15 protein-coding genes are annotated in these 15,921 nt (G+C 64.4%); 10 read left to right on the top strand and 5 right to left on the bottom strand.

Annotated elements, in window-relative coordinates; genetic code table 11:
- The first annotated feature begins 377 nt into the window (after positions 1 to 377).
- The 9 genes from LB526_RS26840 (at position 378) to LB526_RS26800 (ending at position 8,677) form a co-directional block, all read left to right on the top strand.
- Positions 378 to 1,256, top strand: a complete 879-nt coding sequence (locus LB526_RS26840) for an ABC transporter permease (RefSeq protein WP_224630359.1) — start codon at positions 378 to 380, stop codon at positions 1,254 to 1,256.
- Positions 1,253 to 2,095, top strand: a complete 843-nt coding sequence (locus LB526_RS26835; protein ID WP_224630358.1) for an ABC transporter permease — start codon at positions 1,253 to 1,255, stop codon at positions 2,093 to 2,095. The genes LB526_RS26840 and LB526_RS26835 overlap by 4 nt, the downstream gene beginning before the upstream one ends.
- Entirely contained in the window at positions 2,092 to 3,234 is a 1,143-nt protein-coding gene (locus tag LB526_RS26830) for an ABC transporter substrate-binding protein (protein ID WP_224529705.1), read from the top strand. Before LB526_RS26835 ends, LB526_RS26830 begins: the two co-directional genes overlap by 4 nt.
- Complete coding sequence (locus tag LB526_RS26825; RefSeq protein ID WP_224630357.1) at positions 3,227 to 4,387, top strand: ABC transporter ATP-binding protein; 1,161 nt, start codon at positions 3,227 to 3,229, stop codon at positions 4,385 to 4,387. Before LB526_RS26830 ends, LB526_RS26825 begins: the two co-directional genes overlap by 8 nt.
- 205 nt (positions 4,388 to 4,592) lie before the next feature.
- Complete coding sequence (locus tag LB526_RS26820; RefSeq protein WP_224630356.1) at positions 4,593 to 4,838, top strand: DUF1127 domain-containing protein; 246 nt, start codon at positions 4,593 to 4,595, stop codon at positions 4,836 to 4,838.
- 237 nt (positions 4,839 to 5,075) lie between these two features.
- A complete protein-coding gene (locus tag LB526_RS26815; RefSeq protein ID WP_224630355.1) occupies positions 5,076 to 5,654 on the top strand; it encodes an OsmC family protein in 579 nt (192 codons plus the stop codon).
- Positions 5,655 to 5,711: 57 nt separating this feature from the next.
- Entirely contained in the window at positions 5,712 to 6,938 is a 1,227-nt protein-coding gene (locus LB526_RS26810; protein WP_224630354.1) for a flavin-containing monooxygenase, read from the top strand.
- Positions 6,939 to 6,971: 33 nt separating this feature from the next.
- On the top strand, positions 6,972 to 8,225 hold the full coding sequence (locus LB526_RS26805) for an NAD(P)/FAD-dependent oxidoreductase (RefSeq protein WP_224630353.1): 1,254 nt from the start codon (positions 6,972 to 6,974) through the stop codon (positions 8,223 to 8,225).
- Positions 8,222 to 8,677: a MaoC family dehydratase gene (locus tag LB526_RS26800; RefSeq protein WP_224630352.1), complete on the top strand. Its 456-nt coding sequence runs from the start codon at positions 8,222 to 8,224 to the stop codon at positions 8,675 to 8,677. Before LB526_RS26805 ends, LB526_RS26800 begins: the two co-directional genes overlap by 4 nt.
- A 19-nt stretch (positions 8,678 to 8,696) precedes the next feature.
- Here the strand turns inward: LB526_RS26800 and LB526_RS26795 are convergent, their stop codons facing one another.
- From LB526_RS26795 to LB526_RS26775, 5 genes are all read right to left on the bottom strand, one after another.
- Positions 8,697 to 10,241 (bottom strand): alpha/beta fold hydrolase, encoded by a 1,545-nt coding sequence (locus LB526_RS26795; RefSeq protein ID WP_224630351.1) that lies wholly within the window; start codon positions 10,239 to 10,241, stop codon positions 8,697 to 8,699.
- Positions 10,242 to 10,425: 184 nt separating this feature from the next.
- Positions 10,426 to 11,382, bottom strand: coding sequence for a DMT family transporter (locus LB526_RS26790; RefSeq protein ID WP_224630350.1), 957 nt, complete (start codon positions 11,380 to 11,382; stop codon positions 10,426 to 10,428).
- A gap of 104 nt (positions 11,383 to 11,486) precedes the next feature.
- Positions 11,487 to 11,768, bottom strand: coding sequence for a hypothetical protein (locus LB526_RS26785; protein WP_224630349.1), 282 nt, complete (start codon positions 11,766 to 11,768; stop codon positions 11,487 to 11,489).
- Positions 11,769 to 11,980: 212 nt separating this feature from the next.
- Entirely contained in the window at positions 11,981 to 13,153 is a 1,173-nt protein-coding gene (locus LB526_RS26780; RefSeq protein WP_224630348.1) for an NAD(P)/FAD-dependent oxidoreductase, read from the bottom strand.
- Positions 13,154 to 13,170: 17 nt separating this feature from the next.
- Positions 13,171 to 14,490: an aspartate aminotransferase family protein gene (locus LB526_RS26775; protein ID WP_224630347.1), complete on the bottom strand. Its 1,320-nt coding sequence runs from the start codon at positions 14,488 to 14,490 to the stop codon at positions 13,171 to 13,173.
- Between the two features lie 434 nt (positions 14,491 to 14,924).
- On the opposite strand from LB526_RS26775, the gene LB526_RS26770 reads away from it, so the two are divergent.
- On the top strand, positions 14,925 to 15,920 hold the full coding sequence (locus LB526_RS26770; protein WP_224630346.1) for a hypothetical protein: 996 nt from the start codon (positions 14,925 to 14,927) through the stop codon (positions 15,918 to 15,920).
- The last annotated feature ends 1 nt before the right edge of the window (position 15,921 follow it).

Below are 15,921 nucleotides of genomic sequence, written 5' to 3'. Positions count from 1 at the left end.
GTGCCGACTCCTAAACCCTATATTCGCCTACGCTAAAGGACTGCGGCACAAAATGGTGCGGTGCAACACAGAATAGTTATCAGCCTGAATGAAAACGTGACCGTTCGTTCCAGGAAATGACACGTCTATGCCGCTATTCTGCCTTTTTTGACGAAGCGCAGGCTCCAACCAATGCGGATGCATCAAGCTCTTCGAAGCTGCTGGAGAACCGCTCAGACAACGCCACAATGTAGCCCGGCGACATACCAAAAGGGGTTACCCTCCTCGCTTCCATCTCTCTGGCTCAATCACCGCCTGTAGACATCGCGGCGGCAATGAAACAATCTTCACTGCGGGAACAAAAGCGCTTCGAAGAAAGCGCGGACCTTCGGGTGCGCATGAAAAATCGATGGACCTTGTACGATCCACGCCTGGCCTGGATGCTCGTTGCACCGGTGCTCTTGCTGCTGATCTTCTTCCTGGTGCTGCCGATCGCGGTGATGGCGGCTTATACGTTCTTCACCTTCGTCACCGCAGGCGTCGAAACCAGCGCGCTGACCACCGCCAACTGGCAGGAATTCTTCACCGACAGTTATTATTCCGGCTTCCTGCTGAAGACGTTGAGGGTCGGCGCGATCACCGCGCTGCTATGTGGCGTGCTCGGCTATTTCCCGGCCTATTTCATCTGGGCCACGAGCTTCAGGCACAAATGGCTGCTCTTGCTCCTGCTCATCGTGCCGTTCTGGATCAGCTTCACCATCCGCACCTTTTCCTGGATCAACATCCTTGGCGAACAGGGCGTCATCAATGTCGCGCTGCTCAAAATGGGCATCATCAATGCACCGCTGCCGATGCTCTACAACGAAGGCGCGGTGATCCTGGGGCTGCTGCATTTCCTCCTGCCCTATATGATCCTCAACGTCTATGTCAGCCTCGAGGGCATCGACCGAACGCTGATCTCGGCGGCCCGCTCGATGGGCTGCACCAGTGCGCAGGCGTTCCGCGAGGTGACGTTGCCCCTTTCCTTGCCGGGTCTCGCGGCGGGCCTGCTGCTCTGCTTCGTGCTGGCGGCCGGCAGCTATGTGACGCCGCAGCTCTTGGGTTCGGGCCGCGACGCGCTGTTCGGCAATTTGATCTATGACACCATCATGAGCGAATTGAACTGGCCGCTGGGCGCAACGCTGTCGATCGTGCTGTTCCTCGTGCTCGGCTTCTTCGCCGCGATCTACACCCGCTACATGGGTATGTCGCAGATCGTGAAGGGGTTGGGCGGATGAAGGCTGCGCGGCCGAACAAGGACGGCAAATGGGCCTGGCGGCTGACCGGCTTCGTCACGCTCTGCGTCTACGTCTTCATGTTCGCGCCGATCGTGGCGACCGTCATCCTGTCGTTCAACGCCTCGATGTTCGGCGGCTTTCCGATGACCGGCTTTTCGCTGCAATGGTACGCCAAGCTGATGAACAATGACGCGGTGCTGACGGCTTTCCGCACCTCGCTGTGGATCGCGCTGGTCACCGCCGCCGTCACCACGGCAATAGGCGTCGTCACGGCCTTCGCGCTGGCGCGCTTCGACTTCCGCGGCAAGCAGGCGCTGAGCACGCTGGTGATCCTGCCGGCGCTGGTGCCGGAAACCATTCTCGGCGTCGGCCTTCTGGTGCTGATCAAGGCGATCGACCAGCCGCGCACAATGCTGCTTCTCGTGCTCGGCCATATCCTTTTAGCCGTGCCCTATGTGGTGCTGATCGCGCAGGCGCGCATGGTCGGCATAAGGCGCGTCTATGAGGAGGCGGCGCTCTCGCTCGGCGCCTCGCGCCTTTCGTCCTTCCGCGAGATCACGCTGCCGCTGCTCATCCCGGCGGTCGTCGGCGGCGCGCTGCTCGCCTTCACCATTTCGTTCGACAACACGTCGGCCAGCCTGTTCTGGCGGCCGGCCGGCGTCGAGACCATGCCCACCCAAATCCTTTCGATGCTGAAAATCTCGATCAGCCCGGAGATCAACGCGCTCGGCACCGTGATGATTGTGGTGACCGTCGGCATCCCGCTGATCGGCGGGGTGCTAATGCAAAGCCTGACAAAACTGAGAAGACGCGGCGAACCCAAGGAGGAAGCACGATGAAACTGACCACCACCAAGCGGCTGGAGCGGCTGCACGACCGCTATGTCAACGGCGATCTCAGCCGACGGACGTTCCTGAGCCTGACCGCGGCTGCCGCGGCCTCGGCCGGTCTCTCCATGCCATGGATGAGCCGGGCGCTTGCCGCGGTCGAGCAGGTCCGCTTCGACGGCTGGGGCGGAACGGTGCAGGACGCGATCGACAAATATGCCTTCCAGCCCTACACGGCCAAGACCAAGATCAAGGTGGTGCAGGGCACGTTCGGCGACGAGAACGAGATCATCACCAAGATCAAGACGGCCAAGCCCGGCGACTTCCAGATCGTCCATTCGTCCGGCGTCAACTACTACATCAAATATATCAATGCCGGGATGAACTCGGAGATCAACGAAGCCAACATTCCCAACATGGCGAATGTGCTGCAGCCGATGATCGAGCCGTTCCGCAAGCTGACGCCGAAGCTGTCGGCCGTGCCTTACGACTACGGCACCACCGGCATCGCCTACAACACCAAGGTGATCTCGCCGGAAGAAGCCAAGGAAAAGGGCGCCGGACTTCTGCTCGACAAGAAATATGCCGGCAAGGTCGGCGGCTATTCCGACATGACCACCCGCGTCTGGTACGCGGCTCTCGCCACCGGACAAGATCCCAACAATCTCAAGGACATGGACGCGATCTGGGCCAAGGTGCGCGAGACGCGCGACCTCGCCAAGAAGTTCTGGAGCTCCGGCGCGGAGTTGATGGACCTGCTCTCCAAGGGCGAGATCGTGGTGACCGACGCCTGGTCGGGCCGCGTCGCGGCGCTGCAGGATCAGGGCCACCCGATCGGCTATCTCGATCCGGCCGGCTCCTATGCCTGGATGGAGGACATGCTGATCCTGAAAGGCTCGCCGATGGCCGAGTGCGAGGAGCTGATCAACTTCATGCTCGATCCGGCGACCTCGATCGCGGTGGCCGAAGGCCAGAGCTATCCGCCGTCGCTCGACCCGAACAAGGTCAAGCTCACCGACAAGATCGCGAAGCTGCCGGCTTTCGATCCGACCGGCACGATGAAGGCGTTGACCTTCGCCGATCCGGTCTATTGGGCGACCAACGAGGACGCCTGGACCAAGCAGTGGAACAGGATCTCGAAAGGTGCCTGACAGCCAGGGCACGACACTCAATCCCCGGCCGGCCTCGGCCGGGGCGGAAGGCGCGAGCGCGGGCGCCGGGGCGAGCAGCCCGGCGGTCGAGTTCCGCAACATCGACATCGCCTACGGCAAGTTCGTCGCGGTACGCGATTTCTCGCTGTCGATCGGCAAGGGCAGCTTCGTCACGCTGCTCGGCCCTTCGGGCTGCGGCAAGACGACGATCCTGCGCTCCATCGCCGGGTTGGTCGATATTTCTGCCGGCCAGATCATGATCGGCGGCCGGCGGGTAGACGACGTGCCGATCTACAAGCGCAATATCGGGCTGGTGTTCCAGAGCTATGCGCTGTTTCCGCACAAGAGCGTGTTCGACAATGTCGCCTTCGGGCTGAAATACCGCAACGTCGCCAAGCCCGAGATCAAGCGCAAGGTCGGCCTGGCGCTCGACATGGTGCGGCTGCCGGGCAGCGAGAAGAAACTGCCCTCGCAATTGTCGGGCGGCCAGCAGCAGCGCATTGCGCTGGCGCGCGCCATCGTCTTCGAGCCGCAGGTGCTTCTGCTCGACGAGCCGCTCTCAGCGCTCGATGCCAACATGCGCGAGGAGATGCGCGTCGAGATCAAGAAGATCCAGAAGGAAACCGGCATCACCGCCATCTTCGTCACGCACGACCAGGAAGAGGCGCTGTCCATGTCGGACCGCATCGTGGTGATGAATGCCGGCTCGGCCGAGCAGATCGGCACGCCGGAAGAGGTCTATGAGCGGCCAGCCACCGCCTTCGTCGCCGACTTCCTCGGCAAGGCCAACATGCTGTCAGGCACGGCGAGCCGATCCGACGGGCCGACCATTGTCACGCTGACCAGCGGCCAGACGATCAATGTCCTGTCACCCAGGCCGCTGCCGCAGGGAAGCGCCGTTACCGTCGTGGTGCGGCCGCAGAAACTCGCGGTGGGCGCCAAGGCGAGCGCCAACCGGTTGTCAGGCCGGGTCGTGTCGGCCTCCTATCTCGGCGGCAGCGCTATCTACGAGGTCGACATCGGCGGCAAGGCGAACATCCGCGCCAACGCCCCGATCGACGGTCGCGTGCTGCGCGAAGGAGAAGCGATCGAACTCGGCTTCGACGCCGACGACTGCGTCTTGCTGGACGAGGCCGGGCTGCGGATTTCCTGAGATCGCGACAGGGCGGCGCAAAGCATCGGGCTGCCCGCGATCCAGTCCGGCTTCAATCAACCCCAACCCGGCTGGGCGTCAGTCGCGAAACCTCCATTTCCACGGCAATTTCGACGCCCGCTCCAACGCTCGTTCCCCCGGTCGTAAGCCACAAGTCCGCCCATCGACGACGCGAACGGTCGCGCCGCAAAAGATGGAGACGACGATGACGACTTTGGAACACACCGCCCATGAACCCAGCCGATCGGGTCTCGGCCCGATCAATTTTGCCGGCCGTGCGCTGCGCCTTGTCTACCGTGCAATGAGGATGCGCAGCGACCGCGCCGCCATGCAGGCCATGCCCGACTATCTGCTGAAGGACATGGGTATCGCCCGTTCTGAAATCGATCATTACACCTCGATGCGCTACGCCTCCGACGCCGGCGGGATGGACATCCGCAACGCCCATTGATCGCCGATGGCGATCGTCGCCACGCCGTCGACAGGCCCCGGGCTTCCGCACGCCCGGGGCTTTTGCGTTCCGGCGCATTCGGGTCAAGACACTTCGTTACAAACGATACGTCCAACGCAATTTCCACGGTAGGCGTATGAAAAATTCCACGGTCGCATCCACTCTCGTTCAAACGCTCCATCGGCAAACAGAGGCCGTCACGGCAACCAAGCCGCAAACGAACCTTTGGAGATGAAGATGCAACCCAACACCAAACCTGCACGGCTTCCGCTCAATGGCGTCGACACGCCGAACCTTTTGGCGACGATCAATTTCGTCGCCGGGCAGCCGGAGCTGGCCAAGTTCCAGTTCCGCGCTCACAACGAGTGGATCGAGGGCACGCACAGCAAGACCGTCATGAACGGCTTCTTCGGCGCCAGCCAGGAGCAGAAGCACGAGAAGCCGCATTATGCCGATGCCGACCATCCGGCGATCCTGTGCGGCGCCGACAATGCGCCGACCCCGGTCGAGTGGCTGCTGCACGGGCTGGCGGGCTGCCTGATGGCGGGCGTCGCCAACATCGCCGCCGCGCGCGGCATCAAGCTCACCAAGGTGAAATGCTCGGTCGACGGCGACATCGACCTGCGCGGCATCCTCGGCATCTCCGACGAGGTCCGCAACGGTTTCCAGAACATCCAGGTGTCGTTCGAGATCGAAGGCGACGCGCCGGCCGAAAAGCTCCAGCAGCTGGTCGAGCAGTCGCGCGCCCGTTCGGCCGTGTTCGACGTGCTGACCAAAGGCGTGCCGGTCACCGTCGGCATCAAGACCATCCAGTAAGCAGGCCGGCGGTCCGGAACCGATCCGGGCCGCCGCCTGCCGAGACGGAAATGAACCATGAGACGCTCGGACGTCGTCATCATCGGCGCGGGCCAGGCCGGGCTTGCGCTCAGCCATTGCCTCGGCCAGGCCGGCATCGACCATGCCGTGCTGGAGCGCGGCCGCATCGGCGAGCGCTGGCGTTCGCAGAGCTGGCGCTCGCTCAGGCTGCTCACGCCGAACTGGCTGAACGCCCTGCCCGGCTCGCCCTACGAGGGCGGCGATCCGGACGGCTTCATGACCAAGGAGGCTTTCGTGGAAAGCCTGGAACGCTACGCCTGGCAATGGAATGCACCCGTCGAGACCAATGTCGAGGTCATCGCTGCCAGGCGGACCGTCGAAGGCTTCGCCTTGCGAACCAGCGCCGGCGAGCTGTCGGCACGCGCGGTCGTCGTCGCGACGGGACATTGCGACCGGGCGGTCATCCCTTTTTCGGCTGAGATGCTTCGCGGACCGCTCAGCATCCACGCTTCGCAATATCGCTCGCCTGGCGAGCTGCCGGGCGGCGGTGTGCTGGTTGTCGGCGCCTCGTCCTCAGGCGTGCAGATCGCCGACGAGCTCGTCCGCGCCGGGCGGCGCGTGGTGCTTTCGGTCGGCAAGCATACACGCCTGCCCAGAACATGGCGCGGCCAGGATATCTTCTTCTGGCTTTGCGAAATGGGCTTGATGGCACAGCGCCAGGAAGACCTCGCCGATCCGGAAGGCGCCCGGCGCCAGCCATCGCTGCAGCTCGCCGGCCGACCGGACAGGGCAGATGTCGATCTCGCCACGCTGCAGGCGCTCGGCGTGGAACTCACCGGGCGGGTGCATGGCGTCGGCGACCGCGAGATCGGCTTCGCCGGCGATCTTGGCCAGCACATCGCGGCAGCCGAAGCGAAGCAAGCGCGCCTACTCGACCAGATCGATCGCTTCGCGGGTATGACGACACCGTACCGGCCCGAGCCGGTGGCGAGGCCGGCGACGTGCGCGGCGCGGCTTTCGCTGACGGACGGATCGATCCGCAGCATCGTCTGGGCAACCGGCTATGCGCGCTCGTTCGGCTGGCTGGAGCCGCTGGCGCTCGGCGCCGATGGCGAGCTGGCGCATCAGGGCGGCGTCACCAGCGTGCCGGGTCTCTACGCGCTCGGCTTCCGCTTTCTGCGCAAACGCGATTCCAACTTCATCGGCGGCGTCGGCGCGGATGCCGAGGCGATCGCCGCTGAAATCTCCCGTTATCTCGATTGCAACGCCCGCAAGGCGGCCTGAGGACTTGAACATGGCAAACAACCTCATCTCCCTATGGCCGCTCCGAAGCATGGCCATTACGACGCTATCGTCGTCGGCGCGCGCTGCGCGGGCGCGGCGACGGCGATGCTGCTTGCGCGCGCCGGCCTCAAGGTGCTTGCGATCGACCGCAAGCCTTATGGATCCGACATGCTGTCGACGCATGCGCTGATGCGACCGGCCGTGTTGCAGCTTTGGCGCTGGGGTCTGCTCGAGCCGCTGCTCAAGGCCGGCACGCCGCTCATCGAGACGACGACCTTCCATTATGGCGACGAGGAGATCACCATCCCCCTTGCCGCTAGCTCGGACCTCCCCGGCCTCATCGCGCCGCGGCGCACCGTGCTCGACCGCATCCTGGTCGATGCGGCGCGCAAGGCCGGCGCGGAGATCCTGCACGAGGTCGCGGTCGGCGGTCTTTTTGCCGACACGCGTGGCCGCGTGCGCGGCATCGAGATCCGCGCCGCCGGCCGTACTGCCGTGCGGGTCAGCGCCGATATCGTCGTCGGCGCCGATGGCATCGGCTCGCTGGTGGCAAAATGCGTCGACGCCCAGCCCTTGCGGCGCGGCGCGGTGTCGGCTGCCCATGTCTATGGCTATGCGCCAGTCGAGCCGGGCGCCGGCTATCACTGGTACTTCCGCGACGGGATCGCCGGCTCGTTAATCCCGACCAATGACAGCCTCGCCTGCATCGTCGCTTCGGTGCCGACAGGCCTGTTCGACCAGCGCTTCCGCCTCGGCCACGCCCGCGCCCGGATGGATGTGCTCGAGACGCTTTCCCCGACACTGGCAGCACAGGCGGCCCGGGCACCCAAGGATGCGCGCCTGCAGGCGTTCCGCGGCGTGCCGGGCTATATCCGCCAGCCGCACGGCCCGGGCTGGGCGCTGGTGGGCGACGCCGGCTTCTTCCGCGATCCGATCACCTCGCACGGCATTTCCGACGCGCTGCGCGACGCCGAGAGCCTCGCGCGGGCAATCCTCAGTGGGTCCGAGGCAGCATTCGCGGTCTGGCAGCAGCAGCGCGACATGATCGCCAACCAGATCCTCGACACCACGGACGCCATCGCCGGCTTCGATTGGACGCTTGACGATCTCGGCGAGCGGCATCGCCGATTCAGCGCCGTCCTGAAGGCCGAGGTGCAGGCGCTGGCCGGGCAACCCATGCCGGCCCGCCGCGCTACCGCATCGAAGCCCTCGACCTATCGAGCGCCGGCCAACCAGGACGGGCCGCCGGCCGATTTTTCCCGCAACCGAACTGGAGCAAGACCATGACTGTGCATGTGATGAAGGACGGGTGGGTCGGTGTCATCAAGGGCCGGCCAAAGGTGGGCGCCTTTGCCGAACGCTCGCGGCGCACGCAGCCGCAGGATATCGACGCCTTTGCCGAGATGACCGGCGATCGTAATCCGCTGCATTACGACAAGGCGCTGGCCGAGGCTTCGGTCTTCGGCAAGCTCATCGTGCAGGGCGGCGTCACGTCCGGCATCCTGAACGCGGTGGTCGCGGAAGACCTCCCCGGCCCCGGCTCGGTGTTCCTCGAAGTCTCGTGGAAATTCGTCAAGGCGGTCGGCGTCGGCGAAATGATCACCGGCCGCGTCGAGGTCAAGGAGGTGCGCGCCGACAAGCCGATCACGAAGCTGGAGACATCGGTGCGCAACGAAGCGGGCGAGCTTTGCCTCACCGGCACGGCGACGGTGTTCACCGTGCCGCTCATCGGCGGCTGAGGGCTTCGCGAGTGCCCGGTTACCCGCCCGCCGTCTCGGCGATGAAGGCGCGGACGTGGTCGATGAACTCCTCAAAGGCGGGCTCGCCTTCGAGCAGGATATGGTTCTGGCTATCGAGCTCGATGAAGCGGGCACCGGGAATGCCGGCGGCCATGGTGCGGCCCGACTCCACCGGCGCCACGTTGTCGTCGCGCGCATGCAACACCAGGGTCGGCACGCGCACCTTGTCCAGCAAGTCGCTGACATCGATCACCGAAAAGGCGTTCTGAAGACGCCAGGCATCGTCGGGCGAGACGGTGCGCAGCATCAAATCGTCCATCCAGGCGAAATGCTCGTGCGTGGCGCCAGGAATGAACATGGAGCAGAAGGCCTGGCGAAACATCGGGTTCGGCTTGCCCCAGCTCTCGCGCATCAGCGTCGCCACGGCCTCGCGCGTCGCGATCTCGCCGGCGTCACCGCGCGCCCGCCAGCCTTTGACGTAGCCGCCGTAGAGGATCATGCCCGACACTCTCTCGGGGTGGCGGATGGCATAGGCGATCGAAACCGCGCAGCTCTGCGACAGGCCGAGCAAGGTAAAGCGGTCGAGCCCGGTTGCGTCGACCACGCATTCGAGATCCGACACCATGGTTTCGAACGAGATGTCGACGACGTGCCTTTGCGACAGGCCATTGCAGCGCTCGTCATAGCGCACCAGCCGGTTGTGACGTGACAATTCCCGCATCCAATGCCGCCAGATCGGGCTGTCCCAGTCGAAGGTGAGATGCGACATCCAGTGCGCGGCGCGCAGGATCGCCGGGCCACTGCCGGTGCTGGCATGGGCGAGCCTGGTGCCGTCGAGAGCCCGGCAGAACTGCACGGCGCGGCCGGGATCCTGTGGCGACGCGGCAGGCTTCGACGGCGGCGCGAGGGGAGCGGACTGCGGCGCGCGTCCCGTGGCTTGAGCGGCGGCCGACCGGACCTTGTCCTCCAGCGCCTCGATCTCGGCGGCTATACTGGCGTCGTCGGGCGCCAGGCGGCGCAGACGCCGGGCGAACGGCAGCGCGCGTCGCGGCTCATTCCCCAGGCGCTCGACCAGCTCGCGCAGGATGCCAAGCTCGACGATCTCGACCTCGCTGGCGATGGCCTGCCGCCAGGCTTCATAGTCGAAGCAGCGTTCGAGCGAGAGATCGGCAAGAAAGCCGCCTCGGATCGAGGCCAGGGCGGCTTCGAGCTCCTCGGTCGAGCGTGATGAAAGATCGGCCTTCACCAGCGGCGCCAGCCGCGCATAGTCCGTTTCGATGTTGAGCGCGACAGCATTGCGATCGGCGGCAAGAACGGATTCGTCGGCGCCCAGCACCTGGCGGATCTTGGACAGGCTCCAGCGCAAGGCGCCGCGCGGATCGTCCGGGATGTCCCAGAATATCTCGCACAGCCGCTCGCGCTGGTGCTGCCTGGCGGTGACGGCGAGGTAGGCGAGCAGCGCCCGCGTCTTGCGCGATGGCGGCAGGTGAAGCGGCTCGCCGTCGCGCGTGACCTGAAAATCGCCAAGCACGCGCAGTTCCAGCATGTGCTGACCGCCGTTCATGCGTCCACGCGCTTGTCGATCGCCATGATCCCCTTCGGCCTTGGCCGACGCTGCGAAGGGGCAGCCAATAGCAAAATTGGCTAATTTAGGAAAGCTTGGTCCGGACGGCTCACCGCCCAAGGAACCGGATCGACTTGGCGGCTCGGGCAGCCGCATATGTCTATCAAGGGACGTGGCCGCTCGTTCACGCCTTTGCCGGAACCGGCCTCGACTTGATCGCCGTCGCCAGCACGACCCCGACCACGATGAAGGCCGCGCCGAGCAGATCGTAATCGTGCAGGCTCTCTCCGAGCAGCAGGTAGGCGAGCACGGCGACGAACAAGGTCTGCAGATAGAGCAACATGCTTGCCCGGCTGGCGCCGAGGGTCTCCACGCTTTGGTTATAGAGATAGTACATCAGCGCGCCGCCGGGACCCGCCAGATAGGCAAGCGCGAGCAGGCCGTCGGCATTCAAGGCGGAGCGCTCGTCGTTGAAGATTTCCCAAAGGTGGAACGGCAGCGCCACCAGCGCGCCGGCGCCAAGCAGAAGGACCACCAGTGGCAGGAGCTCGAGGCCGAATTTTGAGCGGCGGAGCAGCACCGTATAGAGCGCCCAGCAGAAGGCGCTGCCGACGATCCACAATTCGCCGATGTTGAAGCGCAGTTGCACCAGCGCGTCCAGCTTGCCATGCGCGACGATCACCAGCATGCCGGCAAGTGCTGCAACCGCGCCGAGCGACTTCCAGAGCCCGAGCGGCTCGCCCAGCACGAGACGCGCCAGTACCATGGTTATGATCGGCGACATCGCCATGATGATGCCGGCCGTGGTGGCGTCGGTGTCGTTGAGGCCATGGTAGATCATCCCTTGGCAGAGCGTCAGGCCGATGGCGCCGACGGCAACGATCTCCAGCGGCCGCGATTTGAGCAGCGCCAGCATGGCGCCGTGATGGCGGTGCACGATCGGCAAAAGAATGAGGCAGGCGAGCGCCAGCCGCCAGAAGCATAGCCCCCAGGGCGGCATTTCCGGCGCCACCCACTTTGCCGCGATATAGACGCCGGCCGAAAGCAACCAGCACAAGGCAGCGGCGGGATAATCAGCCAGCGACGGTATCGCTCGGGCGACCGGCGCTTCCGCCGGATGCGCTATCGGTATCGCCTGCATCGCATGTCCCCCACTCCATGAAGGTCAGCCCAGTCGCGGCCGACAGTCTATCTCATGACGGGAGTGTTACATAGCCGGCCCGGCAAAAGCGCACGCGGCAAGGATCAATGCGACGTGTCGCCGGCCATATGCAGAAGATCCCATGCCGAGCCGACGCGACCGTGGAACTGCGATGCGAAGCGTTTGGCCTCGATGTCCTCGAGGCCGTCCTCGACAAGGGCCTCGATGCTCCGCCGCAGCAAGGCGAGCTGCATCTGCCGCGCATGTCTTGCGTCGGTTTCGCGCATGATGGCCGTGACGTGATATGCCACGACCGGCTGGCCAAGACAGGACAGGAGCGCGCCTGACCCTGCCGTCGCTGCAGTGACTGCTTCCTCGATATTCATTCCGGCGCTCCTCATCAAAAGATGCTGGGCGCCTCCCCGGCAGAATGGCGACGGTATCAGTCGCTTCTTTTCTCATTTCGGCCGTCGTGAACTCTTCGCTCGCGGCCGAAATCAGTATCCTCCAGAACCCTATTAAAGGCGACCGGATAGTTAATCGATGGTTAACGGGGACGCTCGCATCTTACGCGTCAGGGGCCAGCTTGATGCATCGGTCAGTGACCGAGGACGTTGCGCTCGGCCGACGGCGCCAGGCTCTGCGAACCGGGCACCGAAACCGGCGCACCCTGAAGCACCCAGTCGGCCGCGATCTGGCCGATCACAGGGGCGAGCTGGATGCCATAGCCGCCGGCGCCGGCAGCGGTGATCAGCGTCGGCTCCGAGGCATCGAATGGTCCGACGAAGGGGCGATGGTCGGCAGTGACGGGATAAAGGCCCGCCCACCCCCGGCCGAGTCGCGCGCCCGGCAGGTCGGGCACGCGTTCCAAAAGCAGCTCGGCCAGATCGACCTTCGACTGCTCCTCGCACTGGTCGTTGTAATTGTCGGGGTCCTCCGGCGCGATCGAATTCACTTTGTGGATTTCGGCGATCAGCTCGCCTGGTTTTTCGTGGCGGAAGTTGAGCCCGCTGCCTTCGCCGTTCACGAGGTCCATCACCATCGGCATCGTGTAGCCGAGCGGCTCGTCAAGATGGATGACGACGGCCTCGTGGCGCTCGGGCCAGATGTGGAGGCGCTGGCCGAAAAGCGCGGCGACTTGCGGCGCCCAGGCGCCGCCCGCATTGACCACGACATCGCAATCGATCAGTCGTCGCTCGCGATCGACCGGGCCGCCATCGGTTTCCAGCATGTAGCCGCCCGGGCGCCGTTGCACCCCGACCAGCTTGCGGTACTGACGGATTTCGCCGCCCTTGGCACGGACGATGCGGGCCAGGAAATTGCACATCTCGTGGGGATCGAGGAAGCCATTGTCGGGCCCGAACAATCCGCCTTCGAGGCCGTCGGGATTGATGTGCGGAACAAGATCCCTGAGCTCGTTCGCGCGGACGAGACGCGACCTCAGCCCCGCCTCGGCCTGGATTTCGACCGATCTCGCGAAGAGCTCCATCTGCGCGGGCGTACGCGCCAGCCGCAGATAGCCGATATGGTTGAACCGAAGCCCCTCGCCTTCCCATTCGCGGAACCGGCGCAGCGAATGGACGCGCAGCATGATCTCGAACGGGTCGGTGAATTGCGATCCGACGACGCCGACGGACCGGCCGCTCGACCCCGAGGCAATCGAGTGCGCTTCGAGCACGGTCACGCGCGCGCCCTGCTCGACGAGGTTGAGCGCCGTGCACATGCCCAGCGTGCCGGCTCCGATCACCACGACATGAGGAGAAGCTGTCATCTGTGGTCCGCCTGCTTTCACGACTGCGCGGCGACGTCGCCCAAGGTCTCGTCGATCGCTTGAAGCATGGCGCTGGCATCTTCCTCGGTCATCGGCGTCGACAACGCGAACAGGCCGTAGCTGGCGGACAGGACGCCGCGGCCAAGCAAACCCTTGTGGAAGGTGTCGAACTTCCTGTGCTCGACCGGCCCTGGGTAGATCGAGCGGTAATCCGTGACGGGATGCGACGTGAAATGAACCTTGAACAGCGAGCCAAGGCCGACGCATTGGCCGGCAAGCCCATGCTTTTCGAATGAGGCGGTAATCCCTTCGCGCAACGATGCGCCAAGCCGATCAAGATGGGCAAAACTTTCTTTCGTCAGCGCCCGCATCGAGGCAAGGCCGGCGCGCATGGTCACCGGATTGGCGGTGAAGGTGCCGCCATGCGGCAGTGCGGGCTTGCCTGCGGTCGGATCGAACACCGCCATGATATCGGCGCGCCCGCCGACGGCGCCGACTGGAAAGCCGCCGCCAATGATCTTGCCCAGCGCCGTCAGGTCGGGCTCAATGCCCCACAAGCCTTGCGCGCCAGACCATCCCAGCCGAAACGAGATCACCTCGTCGAAGATGACGAGCGCACCTGCGGCATGGGCGATCTCGACCATGGCGTGGAGGTAGTCGCGGCGCGCCGGTATGAGGCCGGCACGGTTGGGCATCGGGTCGATCAGCACGGCCGCGATAGTCTCGCCGTCGGTGGCGAAGACGGCGCGCAGTGCCTCGGTGTCGTTGAAGGGCACGGCAATAACATCGTCCAGCACGCCGCGCGGCGTGCCCTTTGCATAGGGCGTCGACCTGGGCAGGTCGCCCCAGTTCGCCGGTGAGGAGTCCAGGCTGACTTCGGCGAAATCGTAGGATCCGTGATAGGCGCCTTCGATCTTGACGATCTTCGGCCGCGCAGTGAAGGCGCGCGCAGCCTTGATCGCCATCATCACACCCTCGGTGCCGGAGTTGGTGAAGCGGATCTGGTCGACGGAGGGCAGCCGCTCGACCAGCAGCTCGGCAAGCTCGATCTCGCTCAGCGTCGGGGCGCCGAAAGCGGTGCCGAAGGGCAGCTGCTCGACGACGGCCGCGGTGACATCGGGATGCGCATAGCCATGGATCATCGCGGTGAAATTGTTGATGCAGTCGTAATAGGCATTGCCGTCGACGTCCCAGATCCTGCACCCCTCGCCGCGCGCGGCGTAGATCGGAAACGGATCGACGAAGACCGTGGTGCGCGTATTGCCGCCCGGCATCACCTTCCTGGCGCGCTCGAACAGGGTTTTCGATCCAGGCATGGCGTCGGGATAATGCGGCATGGCGTTCCGAAGGCGAATTCGACTGTTGAAACAGCGGCGCGCCGCTCGTCACGAAGCTACGGCTCGTTTGCGCGCCGGCGCAATCGGCCAGACCGGTCATGCGACCCGACCAGGGCCATCGCGGACCCTCATCATTTTGCGCGGCAGCAACCGCGCGCTTAGACTGCCCGACATTGATCAGCCCGCCACCGAGAAGTTCTGCTCCGAGACGATCAGTCATGACATCTAGTCCATTTGGATGATGCATCCTGCCCCTAAAGGCGTACCTGGTATAAGCAGCCCGTCAACTGCGCAAAATACAAGTTGTCCAATCTGTAGATGGAGTTCAACACGGAGCGAACCGCCAAGACCGAAAATCTTAATTTTGCGCACAGCCGCTATGACGTGTTTCTTGAGCATCGCGAAGAATACCGGCAGACAGAGGACCGTGGCCAGTGACGTCCATACATGGATCTTACGAGGAGTTCGAAGACGACCCGCGCCCGGCGTGGGTTCGCTTCAGCATGCGCCACTGGAGGTGGAGCGCCATTCCCGGATGCATCCTCCTTTTGGCGGCGGTATCTCCCCCAGACAACAGCGCCGAAATCCAGCAACAGATCGCGGCAGCGCGAGGCGAACTGGCGTCGACAAAAGCGCAACTGGGCCTGAGTCAGGATGCCGAGCGCACAGCAAGCGCCCAGGCAAGGCTGTTGGCCAGCACCTCCGCAGAGCAGACAAAGGCCCTGAGAGAGGCGAACCAAAGCAACGGAACCCTCAAACTCGATCTGGAAGCGGCGCAGCGCGTCATCAAAGACTTGAAGGCACAGTTGATTTCTGCAAACGAAGCACGCAACGCTGTGGAAGTATCCCTGGCCGAGGCAAATCAATCGGTTGCCGAAGAGCGCCATAAGGTCGAACAATTCGAGCACCAACTCGCCATGGCTCGCCAGGCCGGCGAGGCCGATCAGAAACGCGCAAATCTGGCTGCGGCCGAGCGGGCCACCGCCCTAAAGGACCTCCAGCTGGCGGTTACTGCCGCAAAGCATGTCAACCAGGCATTGGATCTGGAACACACGCGCGCGGTTTCGGCCGCAAGCGATGCCGATGACGCCCGTCGGGAAAGAGACGCCGCGAAGCAGGCGTCTGCCGACTTGAGTGCAGCGCTGGAGCAGGAGCGGCAAAAGCTGACCGACATGTCCGTCGCTCTCACCGCTGCGCGAAAGGCGATCGACCTCGTCAAGGCGCAAAGTGCGCGCCACACAGCGCAGACGGAGCGTGCACCCGGGACGCGTTCCGCCGCGGTTCCACTTGCCAGCCAGAATGGCCAAGCTGTCCGCCGAACAGGCTTGCAGGATAAGAACAGAGCGAAGATCCCAAGATCACCGAAACGGGTTCTGGTGGCGACGACGATCACTCTCCCCGACGCGTTGCTTCCGACCCCGCCTCGATGAT

Source organism: Mesorhizobium sp. CA6 (genome assembly GCF_020165035.1).
Lineage (GTDB): Bacteria > Pseudomonadota > Alphaproteobacteria > Rhizobiales > Rhizobiaceae > Mesorhizobium.
This window is presented reverse-complemented; position numbering and strand designations above follow the sequence as displayed.

Excerpts from the sequence above, each read along its gene's own strand:
- LB526_RS26840 (WP_224630359.1), top strand. The coding sequence starts at position 378 with ATGAAAAATCGATGGACCTTGTACGATCCACGCCTGGCCTGGATGCTC.
- LB526_RS26810 (WP_224630354.1), top strand. The coding sequence starts at position 5,712 with ATGAGACGCTCGGACGTCGTCATCATCGGCGCGGGCCAGGCCGGGCTT.
- LB526_RS26800 (WP_224630352.1), top strand. The coding sequence starts at position 8,222 with ATGACTGTGCATGTGATGAAGGACGGGTGGGTCGGTGTCATCAAGGGC.
- LB526_RS26780 (WP_224630348.1), bottom strand. The coding sequence starts at position 13,153 with ATGACAGCTTCTCCTCATGTCGTGGTGATCGGAGCCGGCACGCTGGGC.
- LB526_RS26785 (WP_224630349.1), bottom strand. The coding sequence starts at position 11,768 with ATGAATATCGAGGAAGCAGTCACTGCAGCGACGGCAGGGTCAGGCGCG.
- LB526_RS26790 (WP_224630350.1), bottom strand. The coding sequence starts at position 11,382 with ATGCAGGCGATACCGATAGCGCATCCGGCGGAAGCGCCGGTCGCCCGA.
- LB526_RS26820 (WP_224630356.1), top strand. The coding sequence starts at position 4,593 with ATGACGACTTTGGAACACACCGCCCATGAACCCAGCCGATCGGGTCTC.
- LB526_RS26830 (WP_224529705.1), top strand. The coding sequence starts at position 2,092 with ATGAAACTGACCACCACCAAGCGGCTGGAGCGGCTGCACGACCGCTAT.
- LB526_RS26775 (WP_224630347.1), bottom strand. The coding sequence starts at position 14,490 with ATGCCGCATTATCCCGACGCCATGCCTGGATCGAAAACCCTGTTCGAG.
- LB526_RS26815 (WP_224630355.1), top strand. The coding sequence starts at position 5,076 with ATGCAACCCAACACCAAACCTGCACGGCTTCCGCTCAATGGCGTCGAC.
- LB526_RS26795 (WP_224630351.1), bottom strand. The coding sequence starts at position 10,241 with ATGAACGGCGGTCAGCACATGCTGGAACTGCGCGTGCTTGGCGATTTT.
- LB526_RS26835 (WP_224630358.1), top strand. The coding sequence starts at position 1,253 with ATGAAGGCTGCGCGGCCGAACAAGGACGGCAAATGGGCCTGGCGGCTG.
- LB526_RS26805 (WP_224630353.1), top strand. The coding sequence starts at position 6,972 with ATGGCCGCTCCGAAGCATGGCCATTACGACGCTATCGTCGTCGGCGCG.